This is a genomic window from Hydrogenophaga sp. PBL-H3 (genome assembly GCF_010104355.1).
In the GTDB taxonomy this organism is placed as follows: domain Bacteria; phylum Pseudomonadota; class Gammaproteobacteria; order Burkholderiales; family Burkholderiaceae_C; genus Hydrogenophaga.
The window spans coordinates 1,886,300-1,906,826 of sequence record NZ_CP044972.1; the positions used below are offsets into that span (position 1 = coordinate 1,886,300).

15 protein-coding genes (1 of these 15 only partly in view) are annotated in these 20,527 nt (G+C 69.6%); 4 read left to right on the forward strand and 11 right to left on the reverse strand.

Annotated elements, in window-relative coordinates; genetic code table 11:
* The 3 genes from F9Z44_RS08760 to F9Z44_RS08770 form a co-directional block, all read right to left on the reverse strand.
* Positions 1–7,535, reverse strand: partial view of an LEPR-XLL domain-containing protein gene (locus F9Z44_RS08760; protein ID WP_159605313.1) — the 5' end (the start) only. Its footprint begins 23,431 nt before the window's first position; the window shows 7,535 of its 30,966 coding nt (coding positions 1–7,535); it begins with the start codon at positions 7,533–7,535; its stop codon lies off the left edge, out of view.
* A 131-nt stretch (positions 7,536–7,666) separates the two neighbouring features.
* The gene (locus F9Z44_RS08765; protein WP_159605315.1) at positions 7,667–8,914 is read right to left on the reverse strand and encodes an AfsR/SARP family transcriptional regulator; all 1,248 of its coding nucleotides are present in this window, start codon (positions 8,912–8,914) and stop codon (positions 7,667–7,669) included.
* A 161-nt stretch (positions 8,915–9,075) separates the two neighbouring features.
* On the reverse strand, positions 9,076–10,020 hold the full coding sequence (locus F9Z44_RS08770) for a LysR family transcriptional regulator (protein WP_159605317.1): 945 nt from the start codon (positions 10,018–10,020) through the stop codon (positions 9,076–9,078).
* Positions 10,021–10,139: 119 nt separating this feature from the next.
* On the opposite strand from F9Z44_RS08770, the gene F9Z44_RS08775 reads away from it, so the two are divergent.
* Genes F9Z44_RS08775 through F9Z44_RS08790 form a run of 4 tightly spaced genes read left to right on the forward strand, consistent with a single transcriptional unit; the run spans position 10,140 to position 12,647 of the window.
* Positions 10,140–10,595 (forward strand): DoxX family protein, encoded by a 456-nt coding sequence (locus F9Z44_RS08775; protein ID WP_159605319.1) that lies wholly within the window; start codon positions 10,140–10,142, stop codon positions 10,593–10,595.
* 42 nt (positions 10,596–10,637) lie between these two features.
* Entirely contained in the window at positions 10,638–11,423 is a 786-nt protein-coding gene (locus tag F9Z44_RS08780) for a dioxygenase family protein (protein ID WP_159605321.1), read from the forward strand.
* Entirely contained in the window at positions 11,420–12,085 is a 666-nt protein-coding gene (gene ypfH, locus F9Z44_RS08785) for an esterase (protein ID WP_159605323.1), read from the forward strand. Before F9Z44_RS08780 ends, ypfH begins: the two co-directional genes overlap by 4 nt.
* Before the next feature lie 25 nt (positions 12,086–12,110).
* The gene (locus tag F9Z44_RS08790; RefSeq protein ID WP_159605325.1) at positions 12,111–12,647 is read left to right on the forward strand and encodes a hypothetical protein; all 537 of its coding nucleotides are present in this window, start codon (positions 12,111–12,113) and stop codon (positions 12,645–12,647) included.
* On the opposite strand, the gene F9Z44_RS08795 is transcribed toward F9Z44_RS08790, so the two are convergent.
* From F9Z44_RS08795 to acsA, 8 genes are all read right to left on the reverse strand, one after another.
* Positions 12,598–13,554, reverse strand: coding sequence for a hypothetical protein (locus F9Z44_RS08795; RefSeq protein ID WP_159605327.1), 957 nt, complete (start codon positions 13,552–13,554; stop codon positions 12,598–12,600). The genes F9Z44_RS08790 and F9Z44_RS08795 overlap by 50 nt on opposite strands.
* A gap of 18 nt (positions 13,555–13,572) precedes the next feature.
* On the reverse strand, positions 13,573–14,937 hold the full coding sequence (locus tag F9Z44_RS08800; RefSeq protein WP_159605329.1) for a trypsin-like peptidase domain-containing protein: 1,365 nt from the start codon (positions 14,935–14,937) through the stop codon (positions 13,573–13,575).
* Between the two features lie 5 nt (positions 14,938–14,942).
* Positions 14,943–15,371, reverse strand: a complete 429-nt coding sequence (locus F9Z44_RS08805; RefSeq protein ID WP_159605331.1) for a c-type cytochrome — start codon at positions 15,369–15,371, stop codon at positions 14,943–14,945.
* Between the two features lie 68 nt (positions 15,372–15,439).
* On the reverse strand, positions 15,440–15,682 hold the full coding sequence (locus F9Z44_RS08810) for an acyl carrier protein (RefSeq protein WP_159605333.1): 243 nt from the start codon (positions 15,680–15,682) through the stop codon (positions 15,440–15,442).
* The gene (locus F9Z44_RS08815; protein WP_159605335.1) at positions 15,679–16,818 is read right to left on the reverse strand and encodes a dihydrolipoamide acetyltransferase family protein; all 1,140 of its coding nucleotides are present in this window, start codon (positions 16,816–16,818) and stop codon (positions 15,679–15,681) included. The genes F9Z44_RS08810 and F9Z44_RS08815 overlap by 4 nt, the downstream gene beginning before the upstream one ends.
* Positions 16,815–17,789 carry an alpha-ketoacid dehydrogenase subunit beta gene (locus tag F9Z44_RS08820; RefSeq protein ID WP_159605337.1) on the reverse strand — a complete coding sequence of 325 codons (975 nt, stop codon included), beginning with the start codon at positions 17,787–17,789 and terminating at the stop codon, positions 16,815–16,817. Before F9Z44_RS08820 ends, F9Z44_RS08815 begins: the two co-directional genes overlap by 4 nt.
* Positions 17,786–18,724 carry a pyruvate dehydrogenase (acetyl-transferring) E1 component subunit alpha gene (gene pdhA, locus F9Z44_RS08825; RefSeq protein WP_159608640.1) on the reverse strand — a complete coding sequence of 313 codons (939 nt, stop codon included), beginning with the start codon at positions 18,722–18,724 and terminating at the stop codon, positions 17,786–17,788. Before pdhA ends, F9Z44_RS08820 begins: the two co-directional genes overlap by 4 nt.
* Before the next feature lie 38 nt (positions 18,725–18,762).
* Positions 18,763–20,526, reverse strand: a complete 1,764-nt coding sequence (gene acsA / locus F9Z44_RS08830) for an acetate--CoA ligase (protein ID WP_159605339.1) — start codon at positions 20,524–20,526, stop codon at positions 18,763–18,765.
* Between the last annotated feature and the right edge of the window lies 1 nt (position 20,527).

Genomic DNA, 20,527 nt, shown 5'->3' on the forward strand with positions numbered 1-20,527 from the left:
GCTTCGACCTCCAGGCCGCCGGTGAGAGCGATGGTGCCGCCGCCGCCGCTGCCCATGCGCGCGACCGTGTCGTTCTCCGAGACGGTGACCGCGATGCCGCCGCCCACCGCCGTGCTGCCCGCGGCACCGGCCTCGGCGGTGGTGTTCACGTTGCTGGTGTTGTTGGCCTTGATGGCAAAGTTGTCGGCACCGCCACTCACGGTGGTGCCGTTCTGCACCTCGGCGATGGTGTCGTTGAGCGCGATGTTCACCGCGATCGAGGCGCCCACGCCGGTGTCGCCACCCTGGGCCTTGGATTTGGCCGACACCGTGTTGTCGGTGCGGCTGGTGGCGGCCATGTTCACGTCGCCCACGCTGCCACCGTTGAGCGTCACGCTGCTGGCGCTGCCCACGCGGGCAATGGTGTCGGTGTTGGCCACATTGATGGCCACCGAGCCGGCCACGCCGATGTCACCGCCACTGGCACCCGACAGAGCGCTGGCGCCGAAGCGGTGCGTGTCGGGCGAATCGCCGGCCACATCTTTCATGGTCGCGCGCAGCGTCAGGCCGTCGGCCGAGATGGTGCTGCCGGTGCCGATGCTGGCCTCGTTGGTCATGTCGGCCACGTTGATGGCCACCGCCACGCCGATGCTGTCGCCCCCGCTGCTGGTCTTGGCCTTGCCATCGGCGCTCGTGGTGGCGTCCATGTTGTTGGAGGCCTGCAAGGACAGCGTGCCGGTGCCGGTGTTGTTGTTGTCCGCATCGGCCCTGACGGTCAGGCCCGAGCCAATGCTGGCGCGCGCGATGGACTTGGCCACGTTCAGTCCGATGGCGGCGGCCACGCTCACGTCGCCGCTGCTGCTGTTGGCGCTGGTGCGGCTGGTGCCTTGTTCGTTGGTTCGGCCGGATTTCTGGTCGGCCAGGCCGGTCTTCTTGCTGGTCTGGTCGTTGGCCTTGCTGCTGCCCGAGTTGTTTTCTTCGCTCTTGTCGGCGCCCACCGCCGAGGCCAGCACGTCGACCGTGCTCTTGCCATCGGCGTTGGCGGTGAAGGCGATCGAGCCATCGGCCAGGAGGTTGCGCGCGGTGCTGGCCACCGCTTCGTCGCTGACGAAGCTCAGCGCGATGGCTGCGCCCACCGCGGTGGCGCCCGCCGAGTCGCCCTTGGCGGTGTTGCTGGTGTTGCCATGGTGCGTGGCGGTGGCGCTGAAGTCGCCGTCGATGTTCAGGCCGGCGCCGGCGCTGGTGCCCAGCGTGGCCTGGGTCTTGTTGTCGGCCACGACGATGGCGAACGAGCCACCCACCGAGGTCTCGGCGCCAGCGGCGCCGCCCCGGGCGAAGGTGGTGGTGTCGTGGCTGCCGGTGGCGCTCAGGGTGACGTTGTTGCCCCCCGTGAGGGTGGCACCGTTGGCCACGCGCGCGAACACGTCGTTGTCCACCACCTGCACCACGATGGAGGCGCCCACACCAGTGGTCGCACCGGCCTCGACTTCGGCCTCGGCGCGCGCTTCGCTGTCGGTGGTGCTGGCCGCGGTGATGCTCACGTTGCCCGAGCCGGCGTCCACGTTGCCCGTGCCCTGGATGCCTGCCTCGGTCACCGAGCCACTGCCGGGGTTGACGATGTTGAGCGCGAAGGAGCCGGCCACGCCGGTGTCGGTGGCGCTGGCGCCAGCGATGGCCTTGGCCTCGAACACGTGCACGGTGTCGCCCGCGTTCTTCATGGTGGCGCTGGCGGTGAAGCCGTCGCCGTCCACCTCGACGCCAGAGCCCACCACGGCCACGTTGCGCATGTCGGCCACGTTGATGGCAATGGCCACGCCCACGGCGGTGGCCACGGATGGCCCGACCGCCTCGCCGCTGGCGATGGCTTGTGCGTCCATGTTGTTCGACGAGGTGAGCGAGACGGCGCCGCCATCGGTGCCGTCGTCGTTGGCGATGATGTGCGTGGTGCCGCCCAGCAGCGACGCCTCGGCGCGCGAGGCCGAGACGTTGAGGGCCAGGGCCGCACCCACGCCCACCGATCCACCGCTGCCGTCGTTGGCCGAGGTGGTGCCGCCGGCCGATTTGTCGGCGCCTGCGTTCTTGCTGTTGGCCACACCGACCTGTTTGTTTTTCTGCTGGTCGGCCGTGTCGTTGCCGTTGCCCGATTCTTTGTCCTTGTCCGCGCCTTTGGCCGAGGCCGTGGCCTGCGCCAGGCTGGCGCCGTCGGCGAGGGCGCTCAGGCTCACGTCACCGTCGGCCCGGATGCTGCGCGAGCTGCTGGCCAGGGCATCGTCGGTGACGAAGGCCAGTGCGATGGCGGCACCCACGGCGGTGTCGCTGGCCTCGGCCTTGCCTTCGGCCTCGGTCTCGGTGTCGCCGTGGTGGGTGGCGGTGGCGGAGAAGTCGCCCGTGATGTTCAGGCCGGTGTCCGTGCCCAGGCTGGCTTCGGTGCTGTGGTCGGCAATGGTGAGTGCGAACGACCCGCCCACCGCGGTGGCCGTGCCTTCGCCGCCCGCGCCGCCCTGGGCGTAGGTGGTGTTGTCGTGCTCGCCGCTGGCGCTGAGCGTGACGTCGTCACCCCCAGTGAGCGTGGCGCCGTTCTCGATCTGTGCCTCGGTCAGCTGGTCGATCACCTGGATGGCGATGGACGCACCCACGCCGGTCTTGCCGGCCGTGGCCGAGGCTTCGGCCCTGGCCTCGCTCTCGCTGCGGTTGGCGGCGGAGATCTGCACGTCGTTGCTGTTGGCGTTGACGGTGGCACCCGAGCGAACGGCGGCCTCGGTCACCGAACCGCTGGCGGGGTTGACGATGTTCAGCGCGAACGAGCCGGCCACGCCGGTCTCCCCGGCCGCCGCACCCGACTTGGCGGTGGCGGCCAGGCTGTGCAGCGTCTCGCCTTCGGCCTGCTTCATGGTGGCACTGGCGACGAAGCCCAGGCCGCTGACGTTGGCGGACGTGCCCACGATGGCCACGTTGCGCATGTCGGCCACGTTGATGGCCACGGCTGCGCCCACGGCGGTATCTGCTGGTTTCGGGTCGGCGGCCTCGGGGTCGGCGCCGGTCACATCCACGTTCGAACCATCGGCCACGGCGCTGGCGTCCATGTTGTTGGACGAGCGCAGGGCCACCTGGCCGCCGCTGGCGGTGACGGTGGTGAAGCTGCCGATGCTTGCTTCAGCGGTCGACGACGCCACGTTGAGGGCCAGCGCGGCGGCCACGCCAACCGAGCCACCACCACCGCTGCCGTCATCGGCCGTGGCCTCGGCCGGGGTGTCGGCCGAGCCGGCGCCGCCCTTGCTGTTGGCGGTGTTCTTCTGTTTGCCCAGCTGGGCGTTGGAGGTGTCGCCGCCTTCGTCTTCTTCGCTGCTGGCGCCGGCCACCGATGCGGTGGCCTTGGCCTGGCTTGTGGCATCGGCATGGGCGCCGAACGCCACGGCGCCGTCCGCGAGGACGTTGCGCGCGGTGCTGGCCTTGGCTTCGTCGTTGACGAAACTCAGCGCGATGGATGCGCCCACCGCGGTGCTGCCCTGGGCCTGGCCGAGCGCTTCGGTGAGGGTGCTGCCGTGGTGGTTGGCGGTGGCCTCCAGGCTGCCGCCGATGTTCAGGGCCGCGCCGCTGCCCAGAGTGGCGCGGGTGGCGTTGTCGGCCACGGTGATGGCAAAGGAGCCGCCCACGCCGGTGGCGCTGGGGTCGGTCGGGCTGGCGCCCCCGGACGCGTCGGTGGTGGTGTCGTGGCTGCCGTCGCCCGTGAGTGTCACGTCGTCGCCACCCAGCAGCGTGCCCAGGACCAGGGCCTCGGTGGTGTTTTCCACCACATGCACGGCGATGGACACACCCACGCCGGTGGCACCGCCACCGGTGACGGCGGCGGTGGCTTCCACCGTGTTCTCGCTGGTGCTCTCGGCCTCGATGAGCACATCGCCGAAGCCGGCTTGGACCACCGCGCCGTCTTCGATGGCCGCGCGTGTGCCGATGTCGTCGCCCTTGTTGGTCACGTTCAGCGCAAACGAGCCGGCCACACCGGTGTCGCCCTCGCTGGCGCCCGAGGTCGCCTTGGCGCGTGTCTTGTGCTTGGCGGTGTCGCCACCTTTCATGGTGGCCGAGGCGGTGAAGCCCTGGCTGCTCACGAAGGCGCCGGCACCCAGCAAGGCCACGTTGTCCAGGTTGGCCACGTTGAGCGCCACGGCCACACCCACCGTGGTGCCACCGTCGCCTTCGGTGCCCGCAGCCGCGCCATCGGCCACGGCTTCAGCATCCATGTCGAGTTCGCTGCTCAGACTGACTGCACCTGTGGCCGTGACGGCAACGGGCGCGACGATGGAGGCGTCGGCGCGGGCGGACGCCACGTTGAGGGCCAGCGCCGCCGCCACGCCCACCGAGCCACCGTTGCCATCGTCGGCGCTCTGGCCGGCGGCGTCGCCGTCGCCCGATTTGCTGTTGGCCAGGGTGGTCTGCTTGCCGACCTGGTCGTTGGCCGAGCTGTTGCCCCCGCCGCCTTCCTCTTCGCTGGTGGTGCCCTTGGCCGATGCCTTGGCCTCGGCCAGGCTGCTGGCTTCGGCCACCACGGCAAAGCTCACGCCGCCTGCGGTGGCGGTGATGTCGCGCGCGGTGGTGGCCACCGCCACGTCGTCCACGAAGCTCAGCGCAATGGCCGCACCCACGGCGGTGCCGCCCACGGCGTCGCCCAGGGCTTTTGTGGTGGTGTGGCCGGTGTGGGTGGCGGTGGCGTCCAGGCTGGCCACCGTGAGTTCGTTGCCCGATTCCACGACCGCCTGGGTGGTGTTGTCGACCACCGAAATGGCGAACGCGCCGCCAAAGCCCACGCTGTCGCCCGCACCGCCGGCCTTGGCGGTGGTGGTGGTGGTGTAGGTGCCCGTGGCGTCCAGGGAAACGTCGGCGGCACCCGTGAGGTCGGCGTTCTGCGCAATGCGGGCCGACGAGAGGTTGTCCACCGAAGCAACGGCCACCGAAGCACCGATGCCGTTGTCGGCATTGGGGCTGTCGGCGTCCACCACCACGGGCTGTGCGGTGGTGGTGGCGGTGGTGGTGTTGGTGGCCGAAAGGCTCACGTCGGTGCCTGCCGCCAGGGTGGTGTCGGTCAGCACGGCGGCTTCCACGCTGGTGCTCAGCACGTGGATGGCGACCGAGCCCGCCACGGCGTTGTCTGTGGATTGACCCGCACCGGACGTGGCGGTCACGCTGTAGCTGTTGCCGGCGGCCAGGGTGGCCGACACGTTCACGCCATCGCCTGCGTCGATCAGGACGGGGCCGCCGATGCTGGCACTGGTGGAGCTGTCGGAGAGGGCGAACGCCACGGCAATGCCCACGCCGGTGGCCGCGCCGCTGCCGGTGTTGCTGCCGTCGGCGGTGGTGGTCACGGTTTCGGTGGCCTGGGCGCTCACATCGACCGAGCCATCGGCGCTGACGCTGCCGGTGGTGTCGATGCCGGCGGTGGTGCTGGAGGTGAAGAAGGACAGGGCGATGGCGCCGGCGAAGTTCACATTGCCGTTGGCGGTCTTCACCTTGTCGTTGGTGTCGACGTCCTTGTCGGGGTTGTCCAGGCGTTGCTGGGAGCGGTTGCTGCCGTCACCTTCGCTGGCACCGCCGGCGGTGGAGGTGGCATCGGCCACCACGGTGGCGGTTTCGATGGCCTGCACCGTGACGTCGGCGTCCGCGCCCGTGGCGTTGATCGTCGAGGTGCCGGTCACGGCGGCTTCGGTGGTGAGATTGACGATGGTCAGCGCCAGCGTGGCGCCGATGTTGCCGCTGTCGGTGCCGCCGTCGGCGGTGGCGTTCACGTCGGCCAGGGTCTCGGCCTTGAGGCTCACGTCACCCGACACCTGCAGGTTGGCATTGCCCGAGACCACGGTGCGGGCCTCTGTTTCCAGGTAGACGATGGTCACGGCCGCGTCGGTCTGCGGGCTCTGGGGGGCGGTGCTGTCGTCGGCATCGGCCACCAGCGTGTAGCCCACGTCCACCTTGGCGTGCGCCAGCAGGCTGCCCGCGCTCAACTGCGTGTCGTGCACCTTGATCTCGGCCGAGCCGAGCACCGCCAGGCCGGCGAGCGCGAACACATCGGTGCCGAACTCGGCCGGATTGGCGTTGATGTCGAAGGTGGACGTGGCGGTGAGCACCACGGCACCGGCCACGTTGATGGTGGCGCCGGTGAGGTCGATCAGGGCGCCACTGTCGGCCACCACGTACAGCCCCAGGTAGCTGCTGGCCAGTGGCACCGTGCCGTCTTCCTGCACGTCGGCTGTGAAGGTCAGGGCGCTGGCGTTGATGGTGCTGTTGACCGTGATCGACTCGGCATTGACAACGATGGCACCCGCCGTGACGGTGCCGGCAAAGGTGATCTCGTCGTTGCCGTCTTCGCCGTTGATGGTGAGGTTGGCGGTGCCGAGGTCCAGCGCGTTGACCGTGAGCACGTCCTTGTTGAAGAACGGCACGCCCAGGTCGCCGCCGAGGTTGATGGTCAGGCTGGTGCTGGGCTTGTTGAAGGTGATGGACTCGAAGGTCGGGATGCCCGAGACCGAGGCGAACGTGACCGTGCCGTCGCCGTTGTCGGTCAGGGTGGCTTCGTCGGCCATGTCGTCGGGGAAGGGAATCGGGTCGCCGTCCAGCGCGTTGGTGCTGATGACCCGGTTGTCCACGGTCATGTTGTCGGTGATGGGCTCCAGCCCGTCGTAGTTCAGGCGCTGGCCATCGCGCTCGACGTGTCCCGAGTTCGGGCCGCTGGCGCTGTAGGTCACGTTCTCGAACGTCCCGCCGTCCAGCACCATCGAGTCGAAGCCACCGGCTCCGCCATCCATCACACCGGCCAGAGCGCCCCCGGCCTTCACCACGAAGGTGTCTTCGTTGTCGGCGGCGCCCATCAGGTTTTCCAGGCCGCTGAAGCTCACGCCGGTCCACAGCGGGTTGCTGTTCAGCTGGCCGCTGCCTTCGCCCATCAGTGTCCAGATGGAATCGAGGCTGGAGCCCAGCAGGCTGTCCTCGCCGGTGCCACCCTCGAAGGCGATGCCGCCTGCCATGTTGGCCTTGACGATGCTGGAGTCGATGGTCAGGCGCACGTCGTAGTGGCTGCTGATCACGCGCACGCCGGCGCCGGAACTGCCGTCGATGTCGGTCAGCGCGGCGGAGGCCACGATCAGGCCCTGCGCGTTGTCCATCAGGCGCACGGTGGCCACGCCGTCGATGTCGTCCATGCGCAGCGTGAAGGCACCGTCGGCCTGCGCCATGTAGGAGATGTCGGCCGACAGCAGCAGGCGGGGTTCCATGGCTTCCAGGCCGAAGCCCCGACCGGTGCGAACCAGGTGCATGCGACGCGGGCGCATGCGCAGGCGTGCGCGGGGCACCTGCGTCTGGGGCAGCGTCCAGGCGCGGTCGTCCGCACGGAAGCTGGCTTGCCGGCGCGCGTGCGCTGGCGGGTTGGGCTGGGTGAACCAGGCGTGTCGGTCACGCCACTGCAGGTAGCTGTCTTGCAACCGCGTCCAGAGTTTTCGCGGTTTCAGCAGCTTCGACAAAAAGATGGAACGGCTCGCTTTGAACGACTCACCCGACAGGCCGATGTTTTCCATGGCACCCTCCAGCTGTATTCACGACACGCTCTTCCGCCGACGGCAGAAAATCGGTTCATGCTAGGCAGGGGAACCCTAGAGATCACATAGAAATGAACGAGCCACGGGCGCGGCGGGCGCCGCCCGTCGGCTCAGCGGCGGGCGGCGGTTGCGGTGCGGTAAAGCTGTTCGGTGCGCGCGGAGGGCGCCACACCGAGCACGATGGAGAGCAGCTCGCGGCAGCGGCGGTACACCATGAGCGCCTGGGCGTGTTCGCCGCGCTGCAGATGGCAGGCCATGAGGTGCTGGTACAGCGCCTCCGACAGGTTGTCGATTTCCAGCCCGTGTTCGTAGACCGCGATGGCCTTGTCCCAGGCCTCTTCATTCTCCAGCCGCTGGCCCAGGCTGGTGATCAGTCGGTGGAAGCGATTGCGCACCCGGTCGCGAAACGGCAAGGCCCACGGTATGTCGCCTTCGGACTGCAGGAAATGCCCGGTGTAGAGCCGCATCGCCGCGCGCGCCTCCCGCTCTTGCAGGGGTGTCCGGGCGGGGATGTCCTGCACGCCGGGGAGGTTGCTGGCGTTGGTCAGGCGGCCAAACGCCCAGGCGTCGACCCAGCAATACCTGGGGTCGAGCGAGAGCTTGGCGTTGTGCATGGGCAGCGCCTCGGGCGTGCCGAGCAGGCGCCGCAGGCGGTGCAGGGTGTTGTCGAACAGGTTGCGCAGGTTGCTGCTGCTTTCCTCGGGCCACAGCCCGTTCATGAGCGCTGTGGTGTTGACTTCTCGCCCGCCACTGGCGATGAGCAGTTGCAGCAACTCCAGCGCCTTGCGTGGCGACTTGCTGTTGAAGACCAGCGGCTCGTCGTTGAGCCGCATGCCGAACCGCCCCAGCGTGTAGATGCGCATCGGCCAGGGCCAGTGCAGGGTATCGGCAGGGCCGGGCTGGAGCTTCTGCTCGACGATGATCCGCTTGACCGTCTCGGTCTCGATGCGGGCCTGCAGGGCCGAGGAGCACAGGTGGCTCATCGACTGGGCAGGCGCGGCGGGCGCGGCGTGCAGATTGGTCAGACGCACCAGCGTCAGCGCGTGCCGCAACAGAATGTGGCCCAGTGGTTGCGGGTCGTGCTCGTGGGCGACCTCGGCGAGGTAGAGCAGGGCGCTGAGCTGTACCTGGGGGTTGTGGGGCAGCGAGAGCATCAGCAGCTCGGTCGGGATCTCGCCAGGGGCATCTCCACTGTCCGGGTGCAGCAGCATGTTTGTGCAGGCCTGGATGCAGGCCACGAGCTCGCTGTCGAGGTTCTGACCCCGCACGGCGTTGGGCCCACGCCATGCGCCGCGATGAACATCGCCTGACGCGACCAGCGGCCGCGCACCCAGCGGCGCTGGAATCGAATCCACCATCAGATCTGCGAAATCGGAATCGCGATCCAGCGCCTGAGGCGGGCGGCTCGAAGTCCCCCCGTCGTTTTTGTTGACATGATCCACAAAGGCCCCCTGCCCATGGTTTGCCCGGAGTTTTAGCACTGCGGGCCTTGCGTGTCCATGTAAGTATTTACGGACTTTTACCGGGTTTTGCGCCCGGAGACCCTGGCGCGGGAGGTGGGTCGGGGTGAGGGCCAGGCCTGCATCTTGAAGGCTTCCAGGAGGAATTCGATCAGCAGGCGCACCTTGGGCGAGACGAACTTGCGCGAGGGGTAGACGGCGTACACGCCGAGTTCCAGCGACTGAAAAGTGGGCAGCACTTCCACCAGGGTGCCGGCCTGCAGGTCGGGCCCGACCAGAAACGAGGGTTGCAGCACGATGCCCAGATGGCGCAGCGCGGCCATGCGGCAGGTGTCGCCGTTGTTGCTGCGCAGGCGCGGCGACACCTTCACCGCCACCGGCCCGTCGGGCCCGGTGAACACCCAGTTGTCGCCCATCGAGAACAGGCTGTAGGCCGCCACGGCGTGGTGCGCCAGGTCCGACGGGTGCCGCGGCGTGCCGTGCAGGCGGAGGTAGGTGGGCGAGGCGCACAGCACCAGGCGGGTGGTGGTGAGCTGGCGGCTGATGAGGGTGGAGTCGGGCAGGCGGGCGATGCGCACCGCGAGATCAAAACCTTCTTCCACCAGATCGACCATGCGGTCGGCCAGGGTCACGTCCAGCGTGACCTTGGGGTGCATCGCCATGAACTCCACCCACAGCGGCGCCAGGTGCAGCAGACCGAAGGTGAAGGGCGCGTTGATGCGCAGCAGGCCACTGGCCTCGCCACTGCTCGATGTGATCTCGGCCTCGGCCTCGTCCACGCTGGACAGCACCTCCTTGCAGCGCGCATGAAACACCTCGCCCTCGGCCGTGAGGGAGAGCTTGCGCGTGGTGCGGTGCAGCAGCCGCACGCCCAGACGCGTTTCGAGTTCGGCCACATGGCGCGATACCGCAGCCTTCGACATGGGCAGTGCGTCGGATGCGCCCACAAAGCTGGCAGCGTCCACCACCGCCGCGAACACCCGCATTTCTTCAAATCGGTCCATCTGGGTTTATCTCATTTTGAGGAACAGTCAGTCTCATTGGAGCATGTTTATCTTCCATTGAGGAACTCCTAAAGTCCAGTCACCGATTCACCTTCAACCCGCTTTTTAAGGAACCCACCATGAACACCACCACCACTTCCCCCCTGCAACGCCTGCTGAGCACCAGTGCCGGCTGGGCACCGCTGGCCCTGCGCATCCCCATCGGCATCGTCTTCGTGGCCCACGGCGCGCAGAAGCTGTTTGGCGCCTTTGGCGGCTACGGCCTGGAAGGCACCGGCCAGTTCATGGACTCGCTGGGCCTGAGCCCGGGTTACCTCATGGCGTTGCTGGCTGGCTCCGCCGAGTTCTTCGGTGGCCTGGCCCTGCTGCTGGGTCTGCTGGTGCGCCCAGCCGCCGCCGTGCTGGCCGTGACCATGCTGGTGGCCATTGCCACCGTGCACCTGGACAAGGGCCTGTTCATGGCCAACAACGGCTACGAGTTCGCCCTGGCCCTGTTCGCCGCTGCGGTCTCGCTGCTCGTCAGCGGTGCCGGCAAGGCCTCGGTAGACGCCACGCTGGCCCGCCGCGCCGACTGAGATTCATTGACCGCACGGCGCGCTGCGCCGCAGGAGAAACGCATGACCCGCTTGCCCACCGTTTTCGTGTCCCACGGCGCGCCCACCTTCGCGCTGGAGCCCGGCCTGGCCGGGCCGCAACTCAGCACCCTGGGCCGCGCCTTGCCCCGGCCCCGGGCGGTGCTGATCGTCTCGCCGCACTGGATGACACACGGTGCGCGCGTCGGCCTGTCGCAGCAGCCGGCCACCATCCACGACTTCGGCGGCTTCCCGCAGCCGCTGTATGAGATCAGCTACCCGGCCACCGGCCACCCCGAGCTGGCCCGTCGCACGCTGGACGTGTTGCAGCAGGCCGGCTGGACCACGCACGGAGACGAGCGCCGCGGCCTGGACCACGGGGCCTGGGTGCCGCTGCTCTACCTGTACCCCGACGCGGACGTGCCGGTGTTCCAGGTGTCGCTGCCCGCCACGCTGGACGCCGCTGGTGCCTGGGCCTTCGGCCAGGCCCTGGCGCCGCTGGCCGATGAAGGCGTGCTCATCGTCGGCTCGGGCAGCCTCACGCACAACCTGTACGAGTTCCGCGCCGGGCACGGCCACGAAGAAGCCTACGCCACGGAGTTCGTGGCCTGGGTGCGCGAGGCCGTGCAGCAGGGTGATGGCGCACGCCTGCAACGCACGCTGGAGATCGCTCCCCACGCACAGCGCGCCCACCCCACCACCGAGCATTTCCTGCCGCTGCTGGTGGCGGCCGGTGCCGCGGGCGACGCGGTGCCCGCACGGGTGATCGACGGCGGCATCACGCACGGCGTGCTGTCGATGGACGCCTTCGTTTTCGGTCCATTGCAATGAGCGGGGCCGGCGTGTTCGATGCGATCGCCGTCCACCAGCCGGCCACCCCGGCCACATCGCTGGTGCTCCTGTTCCATGGCGTGGGTGCGCAGCCGCAAGACCTGGTGCCACTGGGGCGGGCCCTGGCCGCGCAGTGGCCCACGGCCTGTGTGCTGAGCCTGCGTTCGCCCGACCCGAGCGACCTGGGCCGGGGCTGGCAGTGGTTCTCGGTGGCCGGTGTCACCGAGGCCAACCGCCCGGACCGCGTGGCCGCCACCCTGCCGCGCTTTGTGGACACGGTGCGGCACTGGCAGCAGCAGACCGGGGTGGACGCCACCCGCACTGCCCTGGTGGGTTTTTCGCAGGGCGCCATCATGGCGCTGGAGTCCACGCAGCAGCCAGAGCCGCTGGCAACAGCGGTGGTGGCCATCGCGGGCCGCTTCGCCCAGCCTCCGCAAAGCGCACCTGGCCAGACCCGCATCCACCTGATGCACGGTGACGCCGATCCGGTGATGCCGCTGCGGCTGGCCGAAGACGCGCTGCGTCAACTGGACGCGCTGCGCGCCCCGGTCACGCTGGACCGGTTTCCCGGTCTGGGGCATGGCATCGATCAGCGCGTGCTGGACGCGATCGTCCGGCGCCTGCAAGATGGGGCGCTTGCGCCGGCCGGCCTGGCCGGTTGAACACCCAGCAAAGAAGGACCCCGCCATGAGCCTGCCTTGCGCCGTGCAAAACGCCTTCGACCGTGCGACAAAGGCAGCGGGTGCGCCGCTGGTGTGGCTCCACCTGGGGGCCGACACCTTGTGGCTGGTGCGCGAGGGCGACGAGAGTGGACCGGCATCGGTGGCGCTGGACCTGGGCACGGACAGCACGGCCCGGCTCTTCTTCCGGTCCGACCTGCCCCGGCCGGTGGAGCTGGAGCGCGCCATCGACCATGTCGAGGACGAACTGATGCGTGCGGTGGCCTGGTCGGCGGGGCATGCCACCCTCGCCACGGACCACCCGCTCGTGCGGGGTCTGACGCAAGCCCATGGCTCGACCGGAGCCCTGCTCACGCGCGACGCGGTGGAAGCCGTGTTCCAGCGCCTGGCCTCGGGTGCGCTGGGCGATCCGTCCGCGCTCAAGGGCTTGCCCGCGGGTCGCGAGGCGGCCGCCACGCTGCTGATCCTGCGCGAGCTGATGCACCACCTGAGTTTCAGCCAGGTGGTGGTGGCGCCACCATCTCCTGGCGCTTCACCTCCTTGAGCTTCATGGCGACATAGTCCGCGCGCTCCATCTCGTGCAGCTGCTCGGCGTAGCGCTCGGTGGCACTGAACCACAGCCCCAGGCTTTGCTGCAGCGCGGCGGCACCCGGTGCGCCACGCGACTGCAGGTGCGACTGCAGCGCCAGGTAGTAGCGCAGGGTGTTGCGCTCCACCACGCCGCGCACGCCCTCCACGCGGATGGGCTGGCCATCGGGTGATCGACCCACCACGCTGAAACCCGTCTTGCCGCGCCCCAGGGTCGCCAGATAGGTTTTCATGGCCCAGCGCGCGGCCGTGCCGAAGCCATACGAATACGTCATGCGCACCAGTGTCTGCCCAGCGGCCTGGGGCACGGCCTCCACCACGATGCGGTAGTCGCGCGTGGCCAGCGGGCCGGTGGGCGCACGCAGCTCGACCAGCAGGTGGTCGTTGCGATCGGCCAGCACCTTGAAGCCGAAGCGCACCCAGTACACCTCGGACAGGGCCTGGTCGAACTTGCGGCCCACGCCCGAGACCAGTTCGTCACCGCCAGCGGTGCGCAGGGCACGGCAGTACTTCACGTTGATGTGCAGGATCAGCACGTCGCACCAGTGCCCGGCCGTCGCCAGTTCCTGGCGCACATGCTCGAACGGCTCATCGATCAAGGCATGCACCTCGCCCTGCATGCGGTCGGTCGCCTCCGTGGAGCGCAGGTAGATCGAGCGGTCCGTCAGTTGACCCGTGCCTTTCTCGCGCAGGTCAGCGAACTGCGCGCGCAAGGCATCGGGTGGCGGGATCTGCGCCCGCGCCGGGTGGATCACCAGGCAGGCGAGCAGCAGGGCAGGAGCCCAGCGACGTGCGTTCAGAGAGGCAATGTGGAGGGACAGTTGTTCGATGGAGTGCATCGTCCATTGTGAGGTCGTATCCACCCGGGCGAACCGGTGGGTTCATTCCAGTTCCAGCGGTATGAACCGGCGCTCCCCATCGCGGTCCACCAGCAGGCCCAGCTGCTGCGGCCGCACCTGCGTGAGCCGGTTCAGATCGTCCAGCGACTGCACCGGTGAGAGGTTGATCAGCAGCAGCACATCGCCCACCTGCAGGCCCGCCTGCGCGCTCAGTTCGCTCACGGCCTGCACCCACAGGCCACCGGGCACGCCGAGCTGCTGGCGTTCCTGCGTGCTCAGCGGTCGCATCTGCCAGCCCAGCTCGCGTGGTGCTGGCGAGCGGGCCTCCGGGTCAACGGCATCGTCGATTCCGATGGCCGGGTCCATGCGCACCACCAGCTCGTGCGAGGCCCGGGCGCGCCACACCTCCAGTCGCACCCGTTCACCGGCAGCAATCACCCCCATGTGGCTGGTGAGATCCCCGGCCATGTGGAGCCGCTGGCCGTTGAACGCGGTGATGATGTCGCCCGCGCGCAGACCACCTTTCTCGGCAGCGCTGCCCACTTCCACGGCAGACACCAGCGCGCCATGGGGCCGGTCCAGGCCAAAGGCGCGCGCCAGCGTGAGGTCCAGGTTCTGCATCGCCACCCCGAGGTAACCATGCGACATGCGGCCCTTCGCGACGATCTGGTCCTTGACCCGCAGCGCCACATCGATCGGCACCGCGAACGACAGGCCCACGTAGCCACCCGACACGGTGTAGATCTGCGAGTTGATGCCCACCACCGAGGCGCTCGCATCGAGCAGGGGGCCTCCCGAGTGGCCGGGGTTCACCGGGGCATCGGTCTGGATGTGCGGCACGGCGGCAAAACCCGGCAGTGCGCGGCCCGTGGCGCTGACGATGCCGTGCGAGACGCTCTGCTCCAGCCCGAACGGCGCGCCGATGGTCACCACCGGATCGCCCACCTGCAGCCGGCCCACTGGGCCCGGGCGCAGCACCGGCAGGCCTTGGGCCTCCACGCGCAACACGGCCACATCGGTGGTGGGATCGGTGCCCAGCACCCGCGCGCGAAACTGGCGCCAGTCGCTCAGGCGCACCGTGACGCGCCGCGCCCCGGCAATCACGTGGGCGCTGGTGAGCACCAGGCCGTCGCTGCTGATGATGAAGCCCGAGCCCTGGCTGTGGAACGGCTGCTTGCGCGCCAGCGGGGGCAGGGGCGCCACGTCGTCGGGGGTCCATTCGGACGACTCCGGCGCACGCATGCCGACCACCTCGATCCCCACCACGGCCGGGCCGGCCTGCGCGGCGATGGCGCGGTGGTTGGGCGTGAAGCCGCCCGGCAGCGGCGCGGCGCCCCCGGGTTCGGCGGCCACGGCGGCCACCAGCGCGCAGCCCAGCAACGCCACGCAGGGCAGGCGCCAGTGCATGGCGCTCACTTGGCCTGGATGCGGTTGATGTATTCCAGCAGGCCCAGGATGCGAGCACGCACGTGCGCCTCGGCGTTGTAGGGCGACTCCTGGAAGTACTCGGCGTCCTTGATGCGGTAGTCACGTCCCCACACCGGCATGTCGCGCGAGCCGTGGGCCGGCACCTCGGCGCCATCGATCACGTCGTAGAGCCGGCTCATGGGCAACACGCCACCGTTCTTCTTCGCCAGCAGCGTGAGGTCTGGCGGGCTCTTGGTCAGGAAAGGCACAAGCGCGCCGTTTCCCTTGCCGGTGGTGCCGTGGCAGCTCGCGCAGCTGTTGTCGAACTCGCGCTTGCCGGGGTCGTTCGCGGCCGAGCGCGGCTGCGCCAGCGCACTGCCGGCCAGCGCCACCAGACCCAGTGCCAGCCAGAGGGGTGTGAACTTGTGTTTCATGCTTGTCTCCTGAGGGTTGGGGAACAGCCCCAACTTACGCCGCTGCGCGCGCTGCGTATTGACCTGCCTCAAACGCCCCGCAAGTAGGCCACCAGCGCGTTCAACGAATCGACCCGTCCGTAGTCGGCCTCCGGAATGTCCACACCCACGGTCTCCTGCAGCGTGATGAGGAGCTTGAGGAAGTCGAACGAGTCCAGGTCGAGCTGTTCCCGCAGCGAGGCTGCGGGGTCGATGCGGTCGATGTCGGCCTCCGGCGCGATGCCGCGCAGGGCGCCCGCCACCGCCTGGCGCAGTGCTTCGGGGCTGTTCATGGCGCGGGCTCCGTGCTGGCCAGCCGCGCGGTGAGTGCGGCCAGAAAGCGCGAGCCCACCAGGCCGTCGCTCACCCGGTGGTCGCCGGACAGCGTGGCCCGCAGCGTGCGCGCCGCGACCACCTGGCCGTCCACCACCGCCGGGCGCAGCACCACCCGACCCAGGCCCACCAGAGCCACCTGCGGCGGGTAGATCACGCCCATCACCGACTCAGCGCCCAGCTCGCCCAGGTGGCTCACGCTCAAGGTCGAGTCGGCCAGGTCGGAGCTGCGCAGCTGGCCGCTGCGCGCGCGCTCCAGCACCGCGCGCAGCGCCGCCATCAGCTCGGGCAGCGAGAGCCGCTGCGCGTCGTGCACCGTGGGCACCACCAGGCCGCCGCCGCGCAGCGAGGTCACCACCCCGAGGTGCACCGCCTCGGCGGGCTGGAAGTGGCCGCCCTCGAACCGGCCGTTGAGCGTGGGGGTCTCGGCCACCGCCTGCGCCACCGCGCGCAGCAGCACCGCCGCGAACAGCACCCGCTCGTTGACAGGGCGGTCGCGGTTGAAGGCCTCCAGGGCGCGCAGGGGGGCTTCCACCACGATCTCGCAGCCCACGTGGTAGTGAGGTATTTCGTGCCAGGAGCGAACCATGGCCGCGCCGATGGCCGAGCGCATCGCTTCGGCGCGGCTGGGGGGCATGGTGGCGGGCGTGGCGGTGGATGCGGCGGGTGTGCCGGCCGCCGCGCGTTCCACGTCGGCCAGCGTGACGACCTGCTCACCCAGCTGCGCCGCCAGCGCCTCGATGTTCACACCCAGTGCCTGTGCGCGCTGGCGCGCCGCCGGCGACACCCGTGAGCGCTGCCCTGCGGCGGGCTGGGGCGGCGTTGCCGGTGGCGCGGCGGCCAGGGCCTGCCAATCCTCGCCTTCGCCCGCGAGCACGGCCAGCACATCGCCCACCGGGATCTGCTGGCCGGGCTGTGCGATCAGGCGGGCCATGGTGCCGTCCTGCCAGAGCTCCACGTCGATGGCGCCCTTCTGGGTCTCGACCACCGCCACCACGTCGCCGCGCTTGAGCGCCTGACCCGGCTTTACCTGCCACTGGACAAAGCGCGCGGCATCCATGTCGGCGCCGAAGGAGGGCATGCGGAGCTCGATCATGGGTGCATCAGCGCAAGCGCTGCCTCGACAATGCGCGCGGCGTTGGGCAGCGCCGCGTCTTCCAGGTGCTTGGCGTAGGGCATGGGAACCTCGGTGCTGCACACGCGCGCCGGGGGCGCGTCGAGCTCGAAGAACACCTGCTCGATCAGCAGCGCGATGATTTCGGCCGCCAGCCCGCAGGTCTTCCAGCCTTCGTCCACCACCAGCGCGCGTCGGGTTCGGCGCACGCTGGCGGTGATGCTGGCCACGTCCAGCGGGCGCAGGCAGCGCAGGTCCAGCACCTCGGCTTCAATGCCCCGGGTGGCCAGCTGGTCGGCCGCCACCAGGCAGCGGGGCAGCGAGCCGCCGTAGGTGATGAGGCTCAGGTCGGTGCCGCTGCGGCGCACGGCCGCACCCTCCAGCGCCACGGCGGGGGCCGGGTCGGGCAGTTCGCCTTCGGTGTTGAGCAGCATCGCGTGCTCGAAGATCACCACCGGGTCGGGGCAGCGCAGGGCGGCCAGCAGCATGCCGTGTGCGTCCGCCACCGTGGCCGGGGCGAGCACGCGCAGGCCGGGCACGTGCGCGTACCAGACCTCCAGGCTGTGCGAGTGTTGGGCCGCGAGCTGCCGGCCGGCGCCACTGGTCATGCGCAACACCACCGGCACGCCCACCTGGCCACCCGACATGTGGCGCAGCGTGGCTGCGTTGTTGACGATCTGGTCCAGCGCCAGCAGGCTGAAGTTGACCGTCATCACCTCCACGATGGGGCGCAGCCCGTTGATGGCCGCGCCGATGCCGCAGCCCACGAAGCCGGACTCCGACAGCGGCGTGTCGCGCACGCGGTGCGGCCCGAACTCCTCCAGCAGGCCCTTGCTCACCGCGTAGGTGCCACCGTAGCGGCCCACGTCTTCGCCCATCAGGAACACGCGCTGGTCGGCCTGCAGGGCCTCGCGCAGGCCTTGGCGCAGCGCGTCGCGGTAGCTGGTCATCATGGTGAGCCAGCGCCCGGCGCGGTGTCGGCCAGCACGTGGCGGGTGAGGTCTTCCAGCGGCTCCAGCGTGCCGGCCTCGGCAAAGGCCACGGCGTCGTCGATCTCGGTCTGGACGCGGGCCTCCATCACCGCCCGGTCCAGCACGATGCCCAGTGACCTGGCGTGTGCGATCAGCGTGTCGATCGGATCGTGCTGTTTCCAGAGTTCCACCTCGGCCTTGCTGCGGTAGAGCTCGGGGTCGAACATCGAGTGGGCGCGGAAACGGTAGGTGCGCAGTTCCACGAACACCGGGCCCTTCTTGGCGCGCGCATGTTCCAGCGCATGGCGCGTGGCGGTGCTCACGGCCGAGACGTTCATGCCGTTGACCGTGATCGCTTCCATGTTGTAGCTGCGGGCCTTGGCGCAGAGGTCGGTGCTGGACTCCGAGCGCGCCAGCGCCGTGCCCATGGCGTAGAGGTTGTTCTCGCACATCAGCAGCAGGGGCAGGCGCCACAGGGCGGCGAGGTTGGCGGTCTCGTGGAACTCGCCCTCGGCCACCGCGCCTTCGCCGAAGAAGCAGGCGGTGACCCGGTCGTTGCCCTGCAGCTGGTCGGCCAGCGCGAAGCCGGCGGCCACCGGCAGCGCCCCGGCCACGATGGCGTTGCCACCAAAGAAGCGGCGCGACACGTCGAACAGGTGCATGGAGCCGCCGCGCCCATGGCTGCAGCCTTCCTGGCGGCCGAACATCTCGGCCATCACCGAGCGCATGGGCACGCCGCGCGCCAGTGCATGGCCGTGTTCGCGGTAGGTGCACAGCAGGTGGTCGTCGGCGCGCAGCTCGGGCACCGCGGCCGCCGCAATCGCTTCCTCGCCGATGTAGAGGTGCAGGAAGCCGCGGATCTTGCCCGCGCCGTACAGCTCGGCGCAGCGCTCCTCGAAGCGCCGGATGCGCAGCATCTGCTGCAGCCAGGCGGCGGCATCGAGGGCACCGAGGGTCACGTGGCCTCCAGCGTGGAGGTGTCTCCTTCGGGCAGGCCCAACTCGCGCGCGCGCAGCAGGCGGCGCACGATCTTGCCGCTGCGCGTCTTGGGCAGCGTGTCCACCAGCTCCAGCTCTTTGGGCGCCACGGCCGCGCCCAGGCTCAGGCGCGCGAAGCCCAGCAGATCGCGCTTCACGTCCTCGCTGGCCCGCGCGCCGGGGCGCAGCACGACGAAGGCCTTGACGAGCTCACCCAGCAGCGGGTCGGGCTTGCCGATCACGCCGGCTTCGAGCACGGCGGGGTGTTCCATCAGCGCCGACTCCACCTCGAACGGGCCGATCAGGTGGCCCGAGGACTTGATCATGTCGTCGTTGCGCCCGACGAACCAGTAGTAGCCGTCGGCGTCGCGCCGGGCCCGGTCACCGGTGAGGTACCAGTCGCCCGCGAAACACTTGCGGTAGCGATCGTCTTCACCCAGGTAGGCCCGGAACATCGAGGGCCAGCCGCGCAGCAGCGCCAGTTCACCCTCGGTGTCGGGCTGGGTGATCTCGTGCAGGCTGCCATCGGCGAGGCGCTCGACGATGGCCGCCTTGATGCCCGGCAGGGGCTTGCCCATGGAGCCGGGCTTGATGTCCATGCTGCGGTAGTTGGCGATCATGATGCCGCCGGTCTCGGTCTGCCACCAGTTGTCGTGGATGGGCAGACCGAAGGCCTCCAGCCCCCAGCGCACCGCCTGCGGGTTGAGCGGCTCGCCCACGCTGGCAATGAAGCGCAAGCAGGGGAAGTGGTGGGTGCGGGGGGCGGCGCTGCCGCTGCGCATCATCATGCGCACCGCCGTGGGCGCGGTGTACCAGACGCTCACGCGCTGCTGCTCCAGGATGGTGTACCAGCGCTCGGCGTCGAAGTCGGCTTCGTCCACGATGAGCGTCACGCCCAGCGCCAGCGGTGCCAGGATGCCGTAGCTCGTGCCGGTGACCCAGCCCGGGTCGGCGGTGCACCAGTACACGTCGTCGTCCTGCAGGTCCAGCGCCATGCGCGCGGTGGCCATGTGCGCCACGATCGCCTCGTGCACATGCACGGCGCCCTTGGGTCGTCCGGTGGTACCGCTGGTGAAATGCAGCAGGGCAGGGGCCTGCGCGTCGGTGGGCATGGGGTGAAAGTTCACCGCTGCCGCATCGAGCAAGGCCCGCAGGTCAAGCGTGTCGGGCGGCAGCGGCTGGTCGTCGTCGGTGATCAGCAGCACGTGCTGCAGCTCGGGCAGGCTCGCGCGCATGGCCTGCACCTTGCGGCGGTAGAGCGAGGCGGTGGTGACCAGCACCCGCCCGTGACCCAGCGTGAGGCGGGTGGCGATGGGCTCGGGCCCGAAGGCCGAGAACAGCGGTGTCACCACGCACTGGCGCTTGAGCGCACCGAGCAGGGCCACATACAGCTCGGGCAGGCGACCACACAGCAGGAACACATGGTCGCCTGCGTCCACTTGCAGGTCTTGCAGCACGTTGGCGAAACGGTTGCTCAGGTGTGCGAGTTCGGCGTAGGTCACGTCGCGCCGCGCGCCCGATTTGCCCAGCCAGCGCAGGGCCAGCTTGGCCGCGTGGGGGCTGTGGGCGTGGCGGTCCACCGCCAGAGTGGCCATGTTGAAGCCGGGCTTGCCCTCCAGGCTTTCGTCCAGCGCGCGCCGCGCCTGTGCCCAGCTGAACGCCGCGCACGCCAGCCGGTGGTCTTCCAGGTTGGGCGGGCGCACCGTCTCGGGCTTGTGGATGGTTTCAGCGATGGTGCTCATG